Annotated in this window: 17 protein-coding genes; 4 read left to right on the top strand and 13 right to left on the bottom strand. The window is 68.1% G+C overall.

Annotated features, from left to right (window positions below; all coding sequences use genetic code 11):
* Nucleotides 1-263 precede the first annotated feature (263 nt).
* The 3 genes from ACFUPX_RS20990 to thyX form a co-directional block, all read right to left on the bottom strand.
* Nucleotides 264-1,949, bottom strand: coding sequence for a ribonuclease J (locus ACFUPX_RS20990; RefSeq protein WP_383324429.1), 1,686 nt, complete (start codon nt 1,947-1,949; stop codon nt 264-266).
* Nucleotides 1,950-2,095: 146 nt separating this feature from the next.
* The gene (dapA, locus tag ACFUPX_RS20985) at nt 2,096-2,995 is read right to left on the bottom strand and encodes a 4-hydroxy-tetrahydrodipicolinate synthase (protein WP_383324426.1); all 900 of its coding nucleotides are present in this window, start codon (nt 2,993-2,995) and stop codon (nt 2,096-2,098) included.
* A 190-nt stretch (nt 2,996-3,185) separates the two neighbouring features.
* Nucleotides 3,186-3,926 carry an FAD-dependent thymidylate synthase gene (thyX, locus tag ACFUPX_RS20980; protein ID WP_383324423.1) on the bottom strand — a complete coding sequence of 247 codons (741 nt, stop codon included), beginning with the start codon at nt 3,924-3,926 and terminating at the stop codon, nt 3,186-3,188.
* A 190-nt stretch (nt 3,927-4,116) separates the two neighbouring features.
* Here thyX and ACFUPX_RS20975 point away from each other — a divergent pair, with 190 nt between their 5' ends.
* Complete coding sequence (locus ACFUPX_RS20975; RefSeq protein ID WP_383324420.1) at nt 4,117-4,356, top strand: hypothetical protein; 240 nt, start codon at nt 4,117-4,119, stop codon at nt 4,354-4,356.
* A gap of 144 nt (nt 4,357-4,500) precedes the next feature.
* A complete protein-coding gene (locus tag ACFUPX_RS20970) occupies nt 4,501-5,061 on the top strand; it encodes a hypothetical protein (RefSeq protein WP_383324417.1) in 561 nt (186 codons plus the stop codon).
* A 1-nt stretch (nt 5,062) separates the two neighbouring features.
* On the opposite strand, the gene ACFUPX_RS20965 is transcribed toward ACFUPX_RS20970, so the two are convergent.
* The 6 genes from ACFUPX_RS20965 to eccD form a co-directional block, all read right to left on the bottom strand.
* Complete coding sequence (locus ACFUPX_RS20965; RefSeq protein WP_383324414.1) at nt 5,063-5,515, bottom strand: hypothetical protein; 453 nt, start codon at nt 5,513-5,515, stop codon at nt 5,063-5,065.
* Nucleotides 5,516-5,575: 60 nt separating this feature from the next.
* A complete protein-coding gene (gene dapB / locus ACFUPX_RS20960) occupies nt 5,576-6,328 on the bottom strand; it encodes a 4-hydroxy-tetrahydrodipicolinate reductase (protein WP_383324411.1) in 753 nt (250 codons plus the stop codon).
* A 30-nt stretch (nt 6,329-6,358) separates the two neighbouring features.
* Nucleotides 6,359-7,738: a M16 family metallopeptidase gene (locus ACFUPX_RS20955; protein WP_383324408.1), complete on the bottom strand. Its 1,380-nt coding sequence runs from the start codon at nt 7,736-7,738 to the stop codon at nt 6,359-6,361.
* Complete coding sequence (locus tag ACFUPX_RS20950) at nt 7,735-9,951, bottom strand: polyribonucleotide nucleotidyltransferase (protein WP_383324405.1); 2,217 nt, start codon at nt 9,949-9,951, stop codon at nt 7,735-7,737. The genes ACFUPX_RS20955 and ACFUPX_RS20950 overlap by 4 nt, the downstream gene beginning before the upstream one ends.
* Nucleotides 9,952-10,430: 479 nt before the next feature.
* Nucleotides 10,431-10,718 (bottom strand): 30S ribosomal protein S15, encoded by a 288-nt coding sequence (gene rpsO / locus ACFUPX_RS20945; RefSeq protein WP_160507553.1) that lies wholly within the window; start codon nt 10,716-10,718, stop codon nt 10,431-10,433.
* Between the two features lie 217 nt (nt 10,719-10,935).
* Nucleotides 10,936-12,459, bottom strand: a complete 1,524-nt coding sequence (eccD, locus tag ACFUPX_RS20940; RefSeq protein ID WP_383324401.1) for a type VII secretion integral membrane protein EccD — start codon at nt 12,457-12,459, stop codon at nt 10,936-10,938.
* 355 nt (nt 12,460-12,814) lie between these two features.
* Here eccD and eccCa point away from each other — a divergent pair, with 355 nt between their 5' ends.
* A complete protein-coding gene (gene eccCa, locus ACFUPX_RS20935; protein ID WP_383324398.1) occupies nt 12,815-16,789 on the top strand; it encodes a type VII secretion protein EccCa in 3,975 nt (1,324 codons plus the stop codon).
* A gap of 64 nt (nt 16,790-16,853) precedes the next feature.
* Nucleotides 16,854-17,168 (top strand): DUF397 domain-containing protein, encoded by a 315-nt coding sequence (locus ACFUPX_RS20930; RefSeq protein WP_383324395.1) that lies wholly within the window; start codon nt 16,854-16,856, stop codon nt 17,166-17,168.
* Nucleotides 17,169-17,558: 390 nt separating this feature from the next.
* On the opposite strand, the gene ACFUPX_RS20925 is transcribed toward ACFUPX_RS20930, so the two are convergent.
* The 4 genes from ACFUPX_RS20925 to ACFUPX_RS20910 all read right to left on the bottom strand — a co-directional run bounded on the left by ACFUPX_RS20925 (nt 17,559) and on the right by ACFUPX_RS20910 (nt 19,857).
* Nucleotides 17,559-17,693, bottom strand: coding sequence for a hypothetical protein (locus ACFUPX_RS20925; RefSeq protein ID WP_383324392.1), 135 nt, complete (start codon nt 17,691-17,693; stop codon nt 17,559-17,561).
* A 134-nt stretch (nt 17,694-17,827) separates the two neighbouring features.
* Nucleotides 17,828-18,130, bottom strand: coding sequence for a WXG100 family type VII secretion target (locus ACFUPX_RS20920; protein WP_383324389.1), 303 nt, complete (start codon nt 18,128-18,130; stop codon nt 17,828-17,830).
* Between the two features lie 56 nt (nt 18,131-18,186).
* The gene (locus ACFUPX_RS20915; RefSeq protein WP_383324386.1) at nt 18,187-18,525 is read right to left on the bottom strand and encodes a WXG100 family type VII secretion target; all 339 of its coding nucleotides are present in this window, start codon (nt 18,523-18,525) and stop codon (nt 18,187-18,189) included.
* 57 nt (nt 18,526-18,582) lie between these two features.
* Entirely contained in the window at nt 18,583-19,857 is a 1,275-nt protein-coding gene (locus ACFUPX_RS20910) for a S8 family serine peptidase (RefSeq protein WP_383324383.1), read from the bottom strand.
* Between the last annotated feature and the right edge of the window lie 427 nt (nt 19,858-20,284).

Raw genomic sequence — 20,284 nt, 5'->3', positions numbered from 1 at the left:
TTCCGACTCTATCAGACTCTTTCGTGTCCGATTTTCCTCGGTGCCTTTCAGGTTTCCGCTCCGGCCTTTCGGCTTTCGCGTTTCCCTTTCCGGCGGTTCCGACTTTATCAGAGATTCTGAGTCGGAATTCCCCGCCCCGTTCGGTTCGCTCCGGGCACGTGAGTGCGGGGTGCTTCCCGTTCAGGCGGAGACGTAAACGTACTGGAGCGGGGCGCCCCGATGCAAATCGAGGCGCCCCGCTCCGGAAGTGACGCAGTGTCGGGTCAGACCTCGACGACCACGGGAAGGATCATCGGGCGCCGACGGTAGTTGTCGGAGACCCACTTGCCCAGCGTGCGGCGGATGAGTTGCTGCAGCTGGTGGGGCTCCACGACGCCGTCCTGGGCCGACTTCTCGAGGACCTCCTGGACCCTCGGCATGACGGCCGCGAAGGCCGAGTCATCGATGCCGGAACCGCGGGCATGGATGTGCGGGCCCCCGGTGAACTTGCCGGTGCTGGAGTCCACCACCACGAAGACCGAGATGATGCCCTCGTCACCGAGGATCCTGCGGTCCTTGAGGGAGGACTCCGTGACGTCGCCGACCGAGAGGCCGTCCACGTACACGTATCCCGCCTGGACCTTGCCGACGATCTTCGCCTTGCCCTCGACGAGGTCGACGACGACGCCGTCCTCGGCGATCACGATGCGGTCGTGCGGGATGCCGGTAAGGGCGCCCAGCTCGGCGTTGGCGCGCAGGTGGCGCCATTCGCCGTGCACCGGCATCAGATTCTTGGGCTTGCAGATGTTGTAGAAGTACAGGAGCTCGCCCGCCGACGCGTGGCCGGAGACGTGCACCTTGGCGTTGCCCTTATGGACGACGTTCGCTCCCCAGCGGGTCAGGCCGTTGATCACGCGGTAGACCGCGTTCTCGTTGCCGGGGATGAGCGACGACGCCAGGATCACCGTGTCGCCCTGGACGATGCGGATCTGGTGGTCGCGGTTGGCCATCCGGGAGAGGGCGGCCATCGGCTCACCCTGCGAGCCCGTGCAGACGAGCACGATCTGGCTGTCGGGCAGGTCGTCGAGCGTCTTGACGTCGACCACCAGGCCCGGCGGGACCTTCAGATAGCCCAGGTCCCTCGCGATGCCCATGTTGCGGACCATCGAGCGGCCGACGAAGGCGACCCTGCGGCCGTACTCGTGGGCCGCGTCCAGGATCTGCTGGATGCGGTGGACGTGGCTGGCGAAGCTCGCGACGATGATCCGCTTCTGGGCGCCGGCGAAGACGCCCCGGATCACGTTCGAGATGTCGCGCTCCGGCGGGACGAAGCCCGGGACCTCGGCGTTCGTCGAGTCGGAGAGAAGGAGGTCGATGCCCTCCTCGCTCAGCCGCGCGAACGCGTGCAGGTCGGTGAGGCGGCCGTCCATCGGCAGCTGGTCCATCTTGAAGTCGCCGGTGGCGACGACCATGCCCGCGGGGGTGCGGACGGCGACGGCCAGGGCGTCCGGGATGGAGTGGTTGACCGCGATGAACTCGCAGTCGAACGGGCCCAGGCGCTCGCGGTCGCCCTCGACGACCTCGAGCGTGTACGGACGGATGCGGTGCTCCTGGAGCTTCGCCTCGATGAGCGCGAGGGTCAGCTTGGAGCCGATCAGCGGGATGTCCGGCTTCTCGCGAAGGAGGTAGGGGACACCGCCGATGTGGTCCTCGTGGCCGTGCGTGAGCACGATGCCGTCGATGTCGTCGAGGCGGTCCCTGATGGACGTGAAGTCCGGCAGGATCAGGTCGATTCCGGGCTGCTCCTCCTCGGGGAAGAGCACTCCGCAGTCGACGATCAGCAGGCGACCGTTGTACTCGAAGACGGTCATGTTGCGGCCGATCTCACCGAGGCCGCCGAGCGGGGTGACCCGCAGGCCGCCCTTCGGGAGCTTCGGCGGGGCGCCGAGTTCAGGATGCGGATGACTCAAAAGACTCTCCTCACCACACGCGCCACGTACCTCCAGGGCACGTGGCGCGCATGACGTTCGTGCAGTAGCAGTTGTTTGGTGTGGGTGCAGGACCGTGTCAGTCGGTGTCCTGCGGTGTTGCGCGTATTCAGTTGTGAAGTCTGTGGTTAGAGCTGTACCCCGCCGGCGGCGAGATCGATCTTGAGCTGGGCCGTCTCGTCGGGCGACAGTTCGACCAGGGGCAGCCGCAGCGGTCCCGCGGGACGGCCCTGGAGGGTGAGCGCCGCCTTCGTGGTGATCACACCCTGCGTACGGAACATGCCCGTGAAGACCGGGAGCAGCTTCTGGTGGATCTCGGTGGCCTTCTGCACGTCACCCGTGGAGTACGCGTCGAGCATCGCGCGCAGTTCCGGGGTGACCACGTGGCTCACGACGGAGACGAAGCCGCAGGCGCCGACGGAGAGCAGCGGGAGGTTCAGCATGTCGTCGCCGGAGTACCAGGCGAGGCCGGAGCGGGCGATGGCCCAGCTGGCGCGGCCGAGGTCGCCCTTGGCGTCCTTGTTGGCGACGATCCGCGGGTGGTGGGCGAGGCGGACGATCGTCTCGGTGTTGATCGGTACGCCACTGCGGCCGGGGATGTCGTAGAGCATGACCGGCAGCTCGGTGCTGTCGGCGATCGCGGTGAAGTGCCGGAGCAGGCCCTCTTGCGGGGGCTTGTTGTAGTACGGCGTGACCGTGAGGAGGCCGGTGGCGCCGACACGCTCCGCGTCGCGGGCGAGCTCGATGCTGTGGCGCGTGTCGTTCGTGCCGACGCCCGCGACGACGTGGGCGCGGTCTCCGACGGCTTCCACTACGGCTCGTACGAGCTCGGCTTTCTCCGCGTTGCTGGTGGTCGGCGACTCACCGGTGGTGCCGTTGATGACGAGGCCGTCATTGCCTGCGTCCACCAAGTGGACGGCGAGCTGCTGCGCGCCGTCGAGGTCGAGTGCGCCGTCCGCCGTAAAGGGCGTGACCATAGCGGTGAGGACCCTGCCGAAGGGGGTCTGCGGAGTGGAGGTCGGAGCCATGGGTAACACGCTACTCGCTGCTCAGCGCGGGGTCCCCCCTCGGGGGATGTATGCGGACCTGACAAGTGAGGAGCCCGGCACTGCCTGCTCGGGGGTTCAAGCAGTGCCGGGTCCGTTTGATCAGGCTAGATGAACTTCTCGAAATGCCGCAATACGGACACCTCACTCAGCCCACCCGTACATCAGTGCCTTACGGCGCCACGCGTCCGTTGCCGTTGAACGCCGCGTGCGTGAGAGGCATGAGCTTGGCCCAGTGCTCCTCCATCTTTTCGCCGACCATCTCGATCTCCCGCTGCGGGAAGGACGGGACCTTGGCGAGCTCGTGCTGCGTACGCAGACCGAGGAAATGCATCAGCGAACGGGCGTTGCACGTCGCGTACATCGACGAGAAGAGGCCGACCGGCAGGACCGCGCGGGCGACCTCGCGGGCGACACCGGCGGCGAGCATCTCCTGGTACGCGTCGTACGCCTGGCGGTACGAGTCCTCCATGACGCGGCCCGTGAGCTCCTGCTGGGCCTGGGTGCCTTCCACGAAGACGTACTTCCCGGGGCGGCCCTCCTGGACCAGCTTGCGGGACTCGTCCGGCACGTAGAACGTCGGCTCGAGCTCCCTGTAGCGGCCCGACTCCTCGTTGTACGACCAGCCCACGCGGTGCCGCATGAACTCGCGGAAGACGAAGATCGGGGCGCTGATGAAGAACGTCATCGAGTTGTGCTCGAAGGGGCTGCCGTGGCGGTCCCGCATCAGATAGTTGATCAGGCCCTTGGAGCGCTCCGGGTCCTTCTGGAGCTCCTCCAGGGACTGCTCCCCGGCAGTGGAGACACGGGCGGCCCACAGGACGTCGGAGTCGGTCGCGGCATGCTTCACCAACTCGACGGTGACCTCGCTGCGGAAGCTGGGCTTGAGGTCTTCGGTGGGGGTCTCGCTCACTGGCGGGGTCCTTCCATGTGCATCACTCGGGCGGCGCCCACTCTATGGCCCGGCACTGACAATCGGCCGTTCGGTGGCCCGCCTCGACATTCTTCGGCGAATTTGGCGAAACCGGGCACCATTTGGCCGTTTCGAGCGTCTGTCTAGACAACAGAGTTAAGTTCGAGTCGCGTGAGGAGAAACGCACCCCATGTTCCGTCGGCGCGAGCCAGTCCCGTTCGCCTTCATCGCCGAAGCCGACAAGTTTCGCAGCAATGTCACTCCCCCGCCCCGAGAGCGCCCTTCGGCCGCTCAGGTGGTGGGCCGCACCCTGGTCGGCCTGGTCGTGGTCGCCGGACTCGCAGGTTCCCTGCTGTTCGGCATGCCCGCCCTCTCCCCCGATCAGGGGCCCGCGCAGAATCAGCAGTCCGAGGCCACGGACGGTCGATGAAGACCGCCACGGCCCTCTGACGCTCCCCCACTGCCCCAATGGCGTGGGACGTACCCCCATGGCCCCCCAAGGGTGGTAGGCGGAAGCAGGGCTCGGTAGCCTCACCGGGCACAGCCCGTGCGTGGATCGAGTGAGGATTCAGTCGTGCCCCTGCCCTTTCTGACGGCGGACCGCGCCTTTGACGAGGCAGCGGATGACGCTGCGCTGCCGTTCGACGACCGCGACCACTGGCGGCGGCCCTACCGGCCGGGCCCGTGGCGGGTGGGGGCGGCCGCGCTGCTTCTGCTGCTCGCCTCGTACGTCCTCGTCGCCGCCGTGATCATCGCGTTCGCGGACTCACTGGCGGGCGCCGCGATCTGCGCGGGGCTCGCGGTGGTCATCATCGTGAGCGCGCTGCGGCTGCTGCGGATGGGCACGTGGGTCAGCGCCCACGGACTGCGTCGTGTCGCCTTCCTGACGACGCAGACCGTGCCGTGGGCGCACGTCGTGACGGTGCGTACGACGCAGCAGCCCGTGCGTTGGCTCGGGCTGCCCCGGACCGTTCAGGGGCAGGCACTGGTCCTCGTACGACGGGATCAGCAGACCGGCGCGCAGCCGCCGCTGCTGACCGACCGCAATGCCGACTTCCTGGCGCGGTACGAGGCCTTCAACCGGGCGGCCGACTCCATCGAGGTCTGGGCCGACGAGTACCGCAGGACCGCCTGAGCTAGACGTTCACCGGCCGGCCCGCGCGCAGCGCGATCGCGCGCTGCATGGCCTTTCGCGCGCGCGGGGTGTCCCGGGCGTCGTGATACGCGACGGCGAGGCGGAACCAGCAGCGCCAGTCGTCCGGTGAGTCCTCCGTCTCGGCCTTGCGCCGTGCGAAGACCTCGTCGGCCGAGTCACGGTCGATGCGGCCGCCGGGCGTGCGCTTCAACTCGTCGACGGGCAGGCCGCCTTCGGCTTCGAGCTCGGCGGCGAGACGGTTGGCGCGCTGGACGAACTGCGTGTTCTTCCAGAGGAACCAGATGCCGATGAACGGCAGGATGAGCACCGCGACACCGAAGGTGACGGTGAGCACGGTGCCGTGCTGTATCAGGAGCACGCCGCGGCTGCCGACCAGGAAGAAGTAGACGACCAGGACGGCAGCCGTGACGGCGTAAGTGATCTTTGCTCGCATGACGGTCAGTTCAGCTCGGTTCAGCTCGGTGCAGCTCGGTGCAGCTCGGTTCGGCGTGCGTCAGTTCAGGTCCAGGAAGTGTTCCAGGCCGAACGTCAGGCCCGGGGTGCTCACCACACGGCGTACACCGAGCAGGATGCCCGGCATGAAGCTGCTGTGGTGCAGCGAGTCGTGCCGGACGGTCAGGGTCTCGCCCTCGGCGCCGAGCAGCACCTCCTGGTGGGCCAGGAGGCCGCGCAGCCGCACGGAGTGCACCGGCACACCGTCGACGTCCGCGCCGCGGGCGCCGTCGAGCGCCGTCGACGTGGCGTCGGGCTGCGGGGCGCTGCCCGCCTCCCGACGGGCCTCGGCGATGAGCTGGGCGGTGCGCGTGGCGGTGCCGCTGGGGGCGTCGGCCTTGTTCGGGTGGTGCAGCTCGACGACCTCGACGGACTCGAAGTACGGCGCCGCGATCTGCGCGAACTTCATGGTGAGGACCGCGCCGATGGAGAAGTTCGGGGCGATCAGGACGCCCGTCTTCGGCGATGCGGCCAGCGAGGCCTCCAGCTGCGCGACGCGGTCGTCGGTCCAGCCCGTCGTACCGACCACGGCGTGAATGCCGTTGCGGACGCAGAAGTCCAGGTTGCCCATCACCGCGTCGGGGTTGGTCAGTTCGACCACGACCTGGGCGCCGGTCTCCACCAGCGTGTCCAGCGAGTCGCCCCGGCCCAGTGCGGCGACCAGTTCCAGGTCGTCGGCGGCCTCGACGGCCCGGACGGCCTCGGAGCCGATCCGGCCCTTGGCTCCGACGACCGCCACGCGCAGCTTGCTCATGTACCTGATTCCTTAAGGGGGATAAGGGAGTTAGGAGACCACTTCGTGCAGGCGGGCGGCCTGCTTGTCCTTGAGCGGGCCGATGGCCGACAGGGAAGGACGGTGGCCGAGGACCTCGCGGGCGACCTCACGGACGTCGTCCGGGGTGACCGCCGCGATCTTCGCCAGCATGTCGTCGACCGACATCTGCTCGCCCCAGCACAGCTCGCTCTTGCCGATGCGGTTCATCAGCGCACCGGTGTCCTCGAGGCCGAGGACGGTGGAGCCCGCGAGCTGGCCGATCGCACGGCCGATCTCGTCGTCGCTCAGGCCGTTCTGCGCGACGTCGTCGAGTTCGTCGCGGCAGATCTTCAGCACGTCGTGCACCTGGCTCGGGCGGCAGCCCGCGTACACGCCGAAGAGGCCGGTGTCGGCGAAGCCCGACGTGTACGAGTACACGCTGTAGGCCAGGCCGCGCTTCTCCCTGACCTCCTGGAAGAGGCGGGACGACATGCCGCCGCCGAGGGCGGTGTTCAGGACGCCCATGGCCCAGCGGCGCTCGTCCGTGCGGGCCAGGCCCGGCATGCCGAGGATGACGTGGGCCTGCTCGGTCTTGCGGTTGATGACCTCGACCCGGCCCGCCGTGCGCAGGGTGCGGGAGCCCTGACGCGGGACAACCGGGGTCGCGTCGGTGCGGTGGAGGGCGCCGGCCTTCTCGAAGGCGGCACGGACCTGTCGTACGACCTTGTTGTGGTCGACGTTGCCCGCGGCCGCGACCACCAGGCGGGTCGGGTCGTAGTGCTTCTTGTAGAAGCGGCGGATCCGGTCCGCGTTGAGGGCGTTGACCGTCTCCTCGGTGCCCAGGACGGGGCGGCCGAGGGGGGTGTCGCCGAGCATCGTGTGCGCGAACAGGTCGTGCACGCAATCGCCCGGGTCGTCCTCGGTCATCGCGATCTCTTCGAGGATGACGCCGCGCTCGGCGTCGACGTCCTCCTGGAGGATCAGGGAGCCCGTCAGCATGTCGCAGACGACGTCGATGGCGAGCGGCAGATCGGTGTCGAGCACGCGTGCGTAGTAGCACGTGTACTCCTTCGCCGTGAAGGCGTTCATCTCGCCGCCGACCGCGTCAAGGGCGGAGGAGATGTCGAGGGCGCTGCGCTTCTTGGTGCCCTTGAAGAGCAGGTGCTCCAAGTAGTGCGTGGCGCCGTTCAGAGCCGGGGTCTCGTCGCGGGAGCCGACGTTCGCCCAGATCCCGAAGGTCGCGGAGCGTACGGAGGGCAGGGTCTCGGTGACGACCCGCAGGCCGCCCGGCAGCGTCGTACGGCGGACCGTGCCGATGCCGTCCTTGCCCTTGAGGAGGGTTTGGGTACGGGCGACGGCCCGCCCCTCCGAAGAGAGGCGGGCCGTCGTCGTGGTGCTACGCGACGTCACTTGTCGGTGTCGTCCTTCGTGTCGTCGCCCTCTTCGCCCTCGACGACGGGGATGAGGGAGAGCTTGCCGCGGGAGTCGATCTCGGCGATCTCGACCTGGACCTTCTGGCCCACGCCGACGACGTCCTCGACGTTCTCCACGCGCTTGCCGCCGGCGAGCTTGCGGATCTGCGAGATGTGCAGCAGACCGTCCTTGCCCGGCATCAGGGACACGAACGCACCGAAGGTGGTGGTCTTGACGACCGTACCCAGGTAGCGCTCGCCGACCTCCGGCATGGTCGGGTTGGCGATGCCGTTGATCGTGGCGCGCGCGGCCTCGGCCTGCGAGCCCTGCTGGGCACCGATGTAGATGGTGCCGTCGTCCTCGATCGTGATGTCGGCGCCGGTGTCCTCCTGGATCTGGTTGATCATCTTGCCCTTCGGGCCGATGACCTCACCGATCTTGTCCACCGGGATCTTGACCGTGATGATGCGCGGCGCGTTCGGGGACATCTCGTCCGGAACGTCGATCGCCTCGTTCATGACGTCCAGGATGTGCAGACGCGCGTCACGGGCCTGCTTCAGCGCGGCGGCCAGGACCGAGGCGGGGATGCCGTCGAGCTTGGTGTCGAGCTGGAGCGCGGTCACGAACTGCTTCGTACCGGCGACCTTGAAGTCCATGTCACCGAACGCGTCCTCCGCACCGAGGATGTCGGTGAGGGCGACGTAGTGCGTCTGGCCGTCGATCTCCTGGGAGATCAGGCCCATGGCGATACCCGCGACGGCGGCCTTCAGCGGCACACCGGCGTTGAGCAGCGACATCGTGGAGGCACAGACCGAGCCCATGGACGTCGAGCCGTTCGACCCGAGGGCCTCGGAGACCTGACGGATCGCGTACGGGAAGTCCTCGCGCGAGGGGAGCACGGGCACGATCGCGCGCTCGGCGAGCGCGCCGTGGCCGATCTCGCGGCGCTTGGGCGAACCCACGCGGCCGGTCTCGCCGACCGAGTACGGCGGGAAGTTGTAGTTGTGCATGTAGCGCTTGCGCGTCACCGGCGAAAGGGTGTCGAGCTGCTGCTCCATGCGGAGCATGTTGAGGGTGGTGACGCCCAGGATCTGGGTCTCGCCACGCTCGAACAGCGCCGAACCGTGCACGCGCGGGATGGCCTCGACCTCGGCGGCGAGCGTACGGATGTCCGTGACGCCACGGCCGTCGATGCGGACCTTGTCCTTGATGACGCGCTCGCGGACCAGGTTCTTGGTCAGCGCGCGGTAGGCACCGGAGATCTCCTTCTCGCGGCCCTCGAACTGCGGGAGCAGCTTCTCGGAGGCGATCTCCTTGACGCGGTCCAGCTCGGCCTCGCGCTCCTGCTTGCCGGCGATGGTCAGGGCCTGGGAGAGCTCCGACTTCACGGCGGCGGTCAGGGCCTCAAGGACGTCGTCCTGGTAGTCCAGGAAGACCGGGAACTCGCCGGTGGGCTTGGCGGCCTTGGCGGCGAGGTCGGCCTGGGCCTTGCAGAGCGCCTTGATGAAGGGCTTCGCGGCTTCCAGACCGGCGGCGACGATCTCCTCGGTCGGCGCCTCGGCGCCGTCCGCGACGAGCTGGATGGTCTTCTCGGTGGCCTCGGCCTCGACCATCATGATCGCGACGTCGCCGTCCTCGAGGACGCGACCGGCGACGACCATGTCGAAGACGGCGTCCTCGAGCTCGGTGTGCGTCGGGAAGGCGACCCACTGACCCTTGATGAGCGCCACACGCGTGCCGCCGATCGGGCCCGAGAAGGGCAGGCCGGCCAGCTGCGTGGAGCAGGAGGCGGCGTTGATCGCGACCACGTCGTACAGGTGGTCGGGGTTGAGCGCCATGATCGTCTCGACGATCTGGATCTCGTTGCGCAGGCCCTTCTTGAAGGAAGGACGCAGCGGCCGGTCGATCAGGCGGCAGGTCAGGATCGCGTCCTCGGAGGGGCGACCCTCACGACGGAAGAACGAACCGGGGATCTTGCCGGCGGCGTACTGCCGCTCCTCGACGTCCACCGTGAGGGGGAAGAAGTCGAGGTTGTCCTTGGGCCGCTTGGAAGCGGTGGTGGCCGACAGCACCATGGTGTCGTCGTCCAGGTACGCGACGGCGGAGCCTGCGGCCTGCTTGGCCAGGCGGCCCGTCTCGAAGCGGATGGTGCGGGTGCCGAAAGTGCCGTTGTCGATAACAGCCTCGGCGTAGTGGGTCTCGTTCTCCACTAGCGTTTTCTCCGTTACTTGTCGTCTTTCGTCCCCTTGGCCCGTGTGGCACGGGGACGGTGGCGGAGAAGCGCTCCTACTGGTGCGGGCCGGTCTTCGATCGAAGCACCCGGGTGGTACTCGATCGCTCGACGTTCGAGTTCTCCTCGACGCTCGAGCTCTCCCTGTACTCCGGGGGCCACTACCGAGGACCGGCGGCGGCTTTCCTTGAGGTGCGCTTCTCCTCGTACGGTTGACGTCGTCTCGTCGCCATGTGCGACGCCGTTACGTCCGTGGACCGTGCAGTCCGATTCTGCCCGGTCCGGTATGGCGTGTGCGTATGACGCCGTTCATGACGTCGTGCGACCAGACTACAAAGGCCCGGTGACACTTCGCACGTAGAGCGCGCGTACATCAATGCGTACATGACGTACGGCACGCTTGCATACAGCAAAGGGAGCGGCCCCCTCTTGCGTGGGAACCGCCCCCTTCACGATGTCTTACTTCGCGCCCGCCGCACCGCGACGGATGCCCAGACGGTCCACCAGCGCACGGAAGCGCTTGATGTCCTTCTTGGCCAGGTACTGCAGCAGACGGCGGCGCTGACCGACCAGGATCAGCAGACCACGACGGGAGTGGTGGTCGTGCTTGTGGGTCTTGAGGTGCTCGGTCAGGTCCGAGATACGGCGGGAAAGCATGGCGACCTGGACCTCGGGGGAGCCGGTGTCGCCCTCCTTCTGGCCGAACTCGGTCATGATCTGCTTCTTCGTAGCGGCGTCGAGCGACACGCGTACTCCTCGTAGTCTTTTCGTGGCCACCGAGTGCCCCTGGTCTAAATCGCAGGGGAGCTTCCGTAACTCGGGAGGCGAGGTCCGCTGGGGGCTGCCTCCGGGTCCTTGATCGGGATTCCGATCTTGGGGGGTCGGGGGCGCGTACACATACGGCCGTTACATAGCGTACCAGTCGGCCTGTGAGGGCTTGACCGGGGGCCGCGGGCACCCCGGGTCAGCTGGTCATGGCCCGCGCGGCCGCGTACACGTCGAAGACGGCCAGGGTAAGCGGGACCAGCGTCAGCAGGACGAAGCCCTCCGCGATTTCCGTGAAGCGCCCCCAGAAGGGGGTGACTCCTCGGCGTGATGCAATCAGTCCTACGGCGGTGACCAGCGTGGAGGCGGCCGCGATCGCAGCGATCAGCCACAGCGTCCGCACGTTGAGAGCCGCGCTGTCGCCGTGCAGCGCATCGCGCATCAACGCGTGCGGCGGGTTGACGCAGAGGCCGAGCCCGAGCAGTACCAGCGCCCCCAGCCCCGCGGCCAGCGTTGCCGCGACCTGTGCCGCGTACCGGAAGAGCTGGGCGCGCATCAGCATCGCGACGCCGGTGGCGAAGGCCAGCAGCTGCCCCCAGAGGTCATCGGAGAAGCCGAGTACCGCGGCGGCTCCGACGGACACCAGGGCACAGCCGCCCACCAGGCCGACGAGGAGTTCGTGACCGCGGCGGGCCTGGGCGGCGATCCGGTCGGCGTCGATCGGTTCCTGCGGCTCCGGCTCCGCGCCGTACTCGCCCCGCGCCGCGTGCGGGGAATCGAAGCCGATGGGGAGACGGGCGAACCGCATGGAGAGGCCCGGCAGGAAGGCGAGAGCCCCTACGGCCAGCGGGGCGCAGAGCGCCGCGGTCTCGATCGGCTCGAGGTTCCTGAGCGTCGCGACGAACACCGTGAGCAGACCGACGGCGGAGGCGAAGACGAACGCGACGAACGGACCGTCCCCGCGCGGCGACACCAGAGTGAGGATCACCGAGGCGATGAGCACGGCCGTACAGGCGAGCAGGAACTGGAGCCTGCCGATGCCCTGCCCCTCCGTCAGGGGCAGCAGCCCGGAGCCGGCCACCGCCAGGTTCGGCAGGGCGCCGAGGCCGAGTGCGACGGCCGAGGCCCGGTCGTCGTAGATGCGCGCGCGCACGCAGGCGAGGGTGAGCAGCAGCAGGCCCGCGACGGCGGCGAGGATCCCCGGGAGGCTGTGCATGTCGTGGCGGGGTTCCGCGGTCCAGGCCACGAAGGCGATGAGGGCCGGCAGGACGGCACCGCCGACGAGTCCGGCCACCCGCGTCAGATCGCCGTTCCACAGCGTGCGGTCACGCGTCACGGCGGAGGCGATGGCCTCGGACACATCGTCGAAGACGGCGGGCGGCAGCGACTCGGAAAAGGGACGCAGGGTGAGGAGCTCACCGTCGAGGATGCGCTGCGCCGCGAAGGAGCGGGCGCTGTCGAGCACGGCGCCGTCACGGCGTACGAGGTGGTAGCCGACGGGGGCGCCTTCGGCAGGGCTCTGCCGGGAGAGGCGCAGGATCTCCGGGTAGATGTCGGCGACCGGGATGTCGTCGGGCAGCGCCACGTCGATCCGGCTGTCGGGCGCCACGATGGTGACCCGGCAGAAGCCGAATCCCGTGCCGGTCCCGGAGGGGGGTCCCGGAGGTGTTCCCTGGCCGGGGCGGCCCGATCCGGTGGTCGTCGCGGAGGCCGTCATGCTCACCTTGTTGCTCCCCCTCAATGCTGGTGGTCCTGATGGCGGTGTCATCAGTGGTGCGGGTGTGGCGTGCTCGGCGTGTCCGCCGACTGTGCCGCATCGCATGGTGCGTCGCGTCGCAATCGGGGCCGGCTGGCTGGTTCTTGAGGTCGGCCCTCACCACATACCGCTAAATGCCCTGATTCATCGCCCAGTTGCCCGGTCGGTTCTTCGGCCGGATTAGCAGGTGCTCACGCGCACATTCGGCACCCTACCGCCGACCGGTCACCACCTGTATCAGTAGGATCACACAGCGGCCTGCGTCCGCCTGAAACGGGGCGGCGGACGGAACACCTCGGCCCTGTAGGGGAATTGGTGCGTAGTGAGCCACATCGTCGTGAAGCGCCCACCTCGGGCTCTGCCGTCCCACGTGCCCACCGAGGCGGTCGAGCTGCAGCCTCCGCCCGAACTGCCGCGTGGGCAGCAGGAGGGCGCGATGATGCAGCTCCTCCCCATGCTGGGCATGGGCGGTTCCGTGGTGTTCTTCTTCATGCCCAGTTCGCATCCGTTCATGAAGATCATGGGCATGGTGATGGTCGCGTCGACGGTGGCGATGTCCGTCGCGATGCTGATCCGCCACCGCCGTGGGACGCAGGGTCAATTGGCCGACATGCGGCGCGACTACCTCCGCTACCTGAAGCAGGCCCGGCGCCAGGCCCTGGACACCGCGAGGGTTCAGCGCGACGCGCAGTACTACCTCCACCCCTCCCCCGAGCAGCTGTGGGCCCTGGTCGCCGAGGGCAGCCGGGTCTGGGAACGCCGCACCGGGGACGAGGACTTCGGGCAGGTGCGCGTCGGGCTCGGTCCGCAGGCGCTCGCCACGCCGCTCGTCCCGCCGCAGTCGGCCCCGGTGGACGAGCTGGAGCCGCTCACCGCGGGCGCCATGCAGCGTTTCCTCGCCGCGCACAGCACGCTGGAGGACCTGCCGATGGCGGTCTCCTTGCGGGCCTTCTACCACGTGACGGTCAGCGGAGAGCCCGGCACGGTGCGGGCCGCTGCCCGCGCGCTGACCGGCTCTCTCGCTTCACTGCACTCCCCTCAGGACCTGGTCATCGCGGTCGCGGCGGGGCGCACGGCCGCTCCGGAGTGGGAGTGGTCCAAGTGGCTCCCGCACTGCCAGACGCCCAACACCGCGGACGGGGCCGGCAGCCGTCGCCTGATCACCGGCGACCCGGCAGAACTCGAGGCCATGCTCGCCGCACGGTTGCAGGGGCGCCCCCGCTTCCACCCCGGCGGGGCTCATGTGCCGGACGAGCCGCACATCGTCGTCGTACTCGACGGCCTGTCGCTGCCTCCCACATCCGTCCTCGCCTCCCCCGAGGGGCTGCAAGGCGTGACGGTCGTGGAGGTCGTGCCGGGAGAGCTGAGTGGCGGGCGCGGCGGACTGTCCCTCGTCGTGCAGCCGAGGTCGCTGCGCATCGAGTCAGGACACGGCCTGGTGTACGAGGGCACGCCCGACCTCCTCTCCTACGAAGCCGCCGAGGCGCTGGCCCGGCAGTTGGCCCCGCTGCGGGTGGCATCGGGCGGGGACGACGACGAACCGCTCCTGGCCAATCTCGAGTTCACGGATCTGCTGAGCCTGGGTGACGCGAACTCCGTCGACACGGCCCGGACGTGGCGCCCGCGCGCACAGGCGGAGCGGCTGCGCGTGCCGATCGGCGTCGGCGAGGACGGCCGTCCCGTGATGCTGGACCTCAAGGAGGCGGCGCAGGAGGGCATGGGTCCGCACGGGCTGTGCGTGGGGGCCACCGGATCCGGGAAGTCGGAGCTGCTGCGCACCCTGGTCCTCGGCCTCGCCGTCACCCACTCCTCCGAGAGCCTGAACTTCGTGCTCGCCGACTTCAAGGGCGGTGCGACCTTCGCGGGCATGGCGCAGATGCCGCATGTCGCCGCCGTGATCACCAACCTGGCGGACGACCTGACGCTCGTCGACCGCATGGGTGACTCCATCCGCGGTGAGCTCAACCGGCGCCAGGAACTGCTGCGCGACTCGGGCAACTACGCGAACATCCACGACTACGAGAAGGCGCGCGCGGCCGGCGCCCCGCTGCAGCCGATCCCGTCCCTGGTCCTTGTCATCGACGAGTTCAGCGAGCTGCTCACCTCCAAGCCGGACTTCATCGAGATGTTCGTGCAGATCGGCCGCATCGGCCGCTCGCTCGGCGTACACCTGCTGCTTGCGTCGCAGCGTCTGGAGGAGGGCCGACTGCGCGGTCTGGAGACCTACCTCTCCTACCGGGTCGGCCTGCGTACGTTCTCCGCCGCGGAGTCACGTGCGGCGCTCGGTGTGCCGGACGCGTACCAACTGCCGAACGTGCCCGGCTCCGGCTACCTGAAGTTCGGCACGGACGAGATGGTCCGCTTCAAGGCGGCGTACGTCTCCGGGGTGTACCGCTCGGGCTCCGCGCAGGCCGCGGCGCTCGGCGGCCCGCTCCCGGTGGACCGCCGCCCTGTGCTGTTCACGGCGGCCGAGGTCCCCGTGCGCTATGCAGCGGTGGCCGTTCCGGAACCGCGCACGCAGTCGCCGACGGACCCGGACGACGCGCTGGCCGACACTGTCCTGGACGTCATCGTGCGACGCCTGGAGGCGCAGGGCCCGGCGGCCCACCAGGTATGGCTGCCGCCGCTGGACAGCCCACCGTCCCTGGACCAGCTGCTGCCGGGGCTCGCGGCCGTGCCGGGGCGTGGGCTCACGCAGCCCGGTTACGAGGGAGCGGGGCGGCTCGTCGTCCCCCTCGGCCTGGTCGACAAGCCGTACGAGCAGCGCCGTGACGCACTGTGGTGCGACTTCTCGGGCGCGGCGGGTCACATGCAGATCGTCGGCGGCCCGCAGTCCGGCAAGTCGACCTTGCTGCGCTCGCTGATGGCGTCCTTCGCCCTCACGCACACGCCCCAGGAGGTACAGCTCTACGGACTGGACTTCGGCGGCGGCGGAATGGCGTCCGTGGCGGGACTCCCCCACGTCGGCGGGGTGGCCTCACGCCTGGACCCCGAGCGGGTGCGGCGCACGGTCGCCGAGGTGTACGGCGTGATGACGCGCCGCGAGGAGTACTTCCGCGCATCCGGCATCCCGTCGATCGCCGACTTCCGGGCGCGCAGGGCGCGCGGTGACATCACGGTGGCGGACCAGCCCTGGGGCGACGTCTTCCTGATCATCGACGGATGGGGCAACTTCCGTTCGGAATACGAGGGCTTGGAGCCGGCGGTCCTGGACATCGCGGCGCGAGGCCTCGGCTACGGCGTCCACCTGGTCCTCACCGCATCAAGGTCGATGGAGGTCCGCGCGAACCTCAAGGACCACCTCATGAACCGCCTCGAACTGCGCCTCGGCGACACCATGGACTCGGAGTTCGACCGCAAGGTGGCGGCGAATGTCCCCTCCGGCGTGCCCGGCCGGGGCCAGTCCCCGCAGAAGCAGCACTTCATGGCGGCGGTCCCACGCATCGACGGGCTGACGTCCGACACGGAACTCGCTGACGCGACGTCCACCCTGACCGCCGAGGTCGCCCGCCACTGGACGGAGCCGGGCGCACCGCAGGTCCGCCTGCTGCCGAGGGAGCTCCCCTGCGAGCAGCTGCCGCCGGGCAACGTCTTCCCGAACCGGGGGGTGTCCTTCGCCCTCGACGAGAACAACCTCGAACCGGTCTTCGTGGACTTCGAGCAGGACCCGTTCTTCTTCGTCTTCGGCGAGAGCGAGTCGGGCAAGTCGAACCTGCTGCGGCTGCTGATCACCCGTCTCACGGAGCGCTACAGCGGCGACGAGTGCAAGCTCTTCGTGGTCGACAACCGCCGCTCCCTCCTGGACGTGACCCCGGCCTCGCACCTGGCGGAGTACATCCCCATGTCGAACGCCATGGACCACCACATGGCGGCCCTGGCCGACCTGATGAACCGCCGCACACCCACGGCCGACGTCACCGCGCAGCAGCTCCGCGAGCGCAGCTGGTGGCGGGGCCCGACGGTGTACGTGATCGTCGACGACTACGACCTGGTCTCGACGTCCAGCGGCAACCCGCTGGGCCAGCTCACCGAGCTGCTCCCCTTCGCTCGTGACGTGGGCGTCCGCTTCATCATCGCGCGGTCGACCGCGGGCGTGGGACGGGCTTTGTACGAGCCCTTCATGCAGCGGATGAAGGAACTGGGCGCGCAGGGTGTGGTGCTCGCCGGGGACCCGGGCGAGGGCGACATCATCGGCGGTGTGCGGCCGCGGCCGATGCCGGCGGGGCGGGGGACCTTCGTGTCTCGGCGGCGGGGGAAGCCGTTGGTGCAGACGGGGTTGTTGAGTGGGGAGTACTGATCGGATCACCCCCAGTAGTGTGGTCTCACAACTCGTTCGTACGTTGTGAAGGGACCGCGCCGCCATGACCGAGGCAAAGGCAGAGGCAGAGGCAACGGAAGCGCAGGAGAAGGCGCGCAAGGAACGCGAGAAGGATGAGCTCTACGCCCTCGACATCTCCGGCGTGGAGTGGCACAGCGCCCCCGGCACCGAGGCGCACGAGGAGCGGGTCGAGATCGCGTATCTGCCGGATGGCGCCGTAGCCATGCGGTCGTCCCTGGAGCCGGAGACGGTGTTGCGGTACACGGAAGCGGAGTGGCGCGCCTTCGTACTGGGTGCGCGAGACGGGGAGTTCGATCTCGAGCCTTCGCCTCGGAATGGCGGGGCTTCGGAGGAGTAGGCGCGCGGCGGTCCGGTGGGTATCGCGGTGCGCCATGGCTACCGCATTGGTGCACGGCTCCGTGACGACCAGTTCAACCGAGTCAACCAACTCGGCGCGTCACCAGTGCTGTTGCACCCACACACGGGGGCGATGGCAGCCGGGTCTGGGGCCGGTGTGGACAGTTCACGGGCCTCGGCCCCCACGTCCACAGAGACCTGGCACGTCCACAGAGGCCTGGATCTCCCGGAAGTGCTGGAGCGTGTCCAGCTCCTGTTGTTCCTGTTGAGTGGAGCCATCTCTGCTCAGCCGTGCGGCCTGTTCGATCAGCCTCATCACCTCGTGGATGCGAACCGCGCCCTCAGCCGCTCCCTGATGAAACGTCCGGCAAGTCCTGGCTGCGGAGCCATATCAGCCACACTCGATGGAGTCGACGATCGTGTCCATGCGGCAGACCTGTTTGTCCAGGTGATCCTGCATGTCATCGAGGTCGTCGGCGAGCTTGGTCAGCTCGGCGTCTGTTACGGCGAGATCTTTATCCTCCATAGCGCCCCAGCACGGAGTGCCAGCGTCTCAGCCACGTGGCTTCACCGTCTGCCCGGGCGACTGCCGCTTCTCGAACCAGACCGGGGTGGACACCTCCCGCGCGTGTCCACCCCGGTGTTGCGAGATGTCCGTACTCACTGGAAGTAGCTGGCACCCTTCAGGTCGCCGCCCCGGTAGTCACCGCCGGCCTGGCCGACCTTCTGGCCGATTTCGACGAGAGCCCGGTGGATGGCCTCGACGTTGTTGTCCCACTCCTTCTGCTGCAGGACATACGCCTCGTGCGCCTTGCCCTCCCAGCCCTCGGCCACCTTCGCCACCGCCCGCTTGATATCAGCGAGATCGGCCTCCAACTTCCTGGCCTGGTTGCCGAGTTCGGTCGTGATGGCGTCAAGGCCGCCGTATTTGACCGCCATCTCACCGTAGTGAACGTTGACCATGCTTACCCCGTCTCTCAGTGGTTGTGGAAGCGTCGTCCCCCAGGGACCGCAGTGCTTCAGTAGCTGCTGATGGCCGACTGCTTGCCGCCGTACTGCACGTCGATACTGTCCATCGTCGACCGGACCTGGTCCTCGAGTCCGTCCGTGAGCTTCTCGTTGCCGCTGATGCCTTCGAGGAAGTCGACCAGGATTCTGCCGATCGCCTGCATGCGCTCGTTGATCTCAGTCTGCTTCTTGTCGAATGCATGAGCGCCGACGCCACGCCAGTTCACCTCCATCGTGTCGAGGGTGCCCTGGAGGTGCTTGAGCTGCTGCTGGACCGATTCGTACTTGCCCACGATCTCGTTCTTCAGAGACGCCACTTGCTCGGTGTTCAACTTCTGGCCGTCAGCCACGGCTGGGCTCCCTTCTTGGACTTCTGTCGGTGTGTGCCGGGTGGAGGTGCGTCGCGTTCAGGCTCTGCGCCGGGCGCGCATCGCCGCGAAGGCACCGGCGCCGAACACCACGACTGCAGCGACGGAGCCCAGAATTATCCACAACTGGCCATCGTCGGCGCTGGACTTGGAACTCGAAGCCGCTGCTGCGGGATCGTCGCTTGCGGGCCCCTTCGGCTGCGACGAAGCTGATGCGGCAGCAGAGGGTGAAGGCTTCGTGCTGGAACCGACACCGGTGGTCTTCTCGTTTGTGAGGGGGTCGACATCCGCACGGCCCGGATTTCCCCTTCCCTCCAGCAGATTGGGAGCGGGACGAACGAGTCCGTATCCCAGGTAGACGCTCGGGTCGTCCTTCGGCCAGTCTCGGCCCGCGGTATCGATGAGGACGCGGAGGACTTGGTTCGAGGTCCAGTTGGGATGCTTCGACCAAATCAGGGCGGCGGAGGCGGAGGCGATGGCCGTCGCGGCACTTGTGCCCCCTCCGTCGTCGCAGTAAGAGCGGAACGTCTCGTCGCACCACTGAGGGAGATTCAGGCCTGGCGCCGCCAAGTCCACATAGTCCCCGCGCTCAGAGAACTTGGCGACCTTGCCTGACTTATCGGCAGCGGAGACCCCGGTGACAGATGGATACGCGGCGGGATACCCGATGAAGTTCTTCTTCTGTCTGTCGTTCCCGACACCAGCAAACATCAACTTACCCTTCGAAGCGGCGTACTTCACCGCTTCTTCTTGGGCTGGATAGATGAAGTCCGAACCAAAGGACATGCTGATGATCTGGGCGTCACTGTCGGCCGCAGCTCGAATTGCTTCGGCGCTTCGGCTTCCTTCCTTCTCAAACTTCTCACCCAGATTGGTACGGAAAGCGAGAACTTCGGCTCCGGGCGCCAACCCCTTGATCCCACCGCTTCGGCCGGATCCCACGATGAGCTCAGCCATGGTTGTTCCATGCCCGTCGTAGTCATCTGTCGAGCTACCAGCCATGCCTGTCACGTCCTTGCCCGGATGGACGCGACCTTTGAGAGAGGGGGTCTCAGATACGCCAGTGTCGATGACTGCGATCTTGATGCCCTCACCAGTGCTGACATCCCACAGTTCATCGGCGCCCATGGCATCCAAATGCCATAGTTTCGGCTGGATGTCGTCCGCTGAGGCACTCGGAGCAAGCCCCAGAGACACGAGAACCAGCGCACCGACCGCCAAGATGCGCTTCAGCGCATCGCCCTCGAACGGCGCGACCCGCCTGCCGCGTCGACTGCTCTCCGGCCTCATGTCCTGTACGCCCTTGCTCGCCACTAGTCGATCACAGGGGGCACGTGCCCCCTGTTGCCTGGCAGATGTGCTTCCTCGTCCTCGACCAAGTAGTCGGGCCGCTGGCCGTCCTCGTCCTCATCAATGCGCCGCGGCTTGCCCGAGGGACCACGTACTAGGCCAGCACCACCCGCTGTGAAGCCGTTCCGCCGACCGGCGGCAGCGGACGTACGTTCCTTGGGAGTTCCGACCACTCCGTCGGGACCACTGCTCAATCGTCGAGGCGTCTGGCCGTTGCCGACCGCTCCATGAGGCGCCGCCCCCACGACTCCACGTTGGCCTCCGGCTCCGTTCGTCATCCGTGAACTGCCCGGCCCCTCAGTCCCGATGACCGGGCCGCGCGGCAACCTGGGTCCAGACGCACCCGGCACCGGCCCCGGAGCGGGCCTCCCCCCGACGACACCGTTGACGC

Origin of the sequence: Streptomyces sp. NPDC057302 (assembly GCF_042667685.1) — a bacterium.
GTDB lineage: Bacteria > Actinomycetota > Actinomycetes > Streptomycetales > Streptomycetaceae > Streptomyces.
This window is presented reverse-complemented; position numbering and strand designations above follow the sequence as displayed.

Coding starts and splice junctions, on each gene's coding strand:
- ACFUPX_RS20965 (WP_383324414.1), bottom strand. CDS start 5,515: ATGCGAGCAAAGATCACTTACGCCGTCACGGCTGCCGTCCTGGTCGTC.
- ACFUPX_RS20920 (WP_383324389.1), bottom strand. CDS start 18,130: ATGGTCAACGTTCACTACGGTGAGATGGCGGTCAAATACGGCGGCCTT.
- ACFUPX_RS20925 (WP_383324392.1), bottom strand. CDS start 17,693: ATGGAGGATAAAGATCTCGCCGTAACAGACGCCGAGCTGACCAAGCTC.
- ACFUPX_RS20930 (WP_383324395.1), top strand. CDS start 16,854: ATGACCGAGGCAAAGGCAGAGGCAGAGGCAACGGAAGCGCAGGAGAAG.
- dapB (WP_383324411.1), bottom strand. CDS start 6,328: ATGAGCAAGCTGCGCGTGGCGGTCGTCGGAGCCAAGGGCCGGATCGGC.
- dapA (WP_383324426.1), bottom strand. CDS start 2,995: ATGGCTCCGACCTCCACTCCGCAGACCCCCTTCGGCAGGGTCCTCACC.
- ACFUPX_RS20975 (WP_383324420.1), top strand. CDS start 4,117: ATGTTCCGTCGGCGCGAGCCAGTCCCGTTCGCCTTCATCGCCGAAGCC.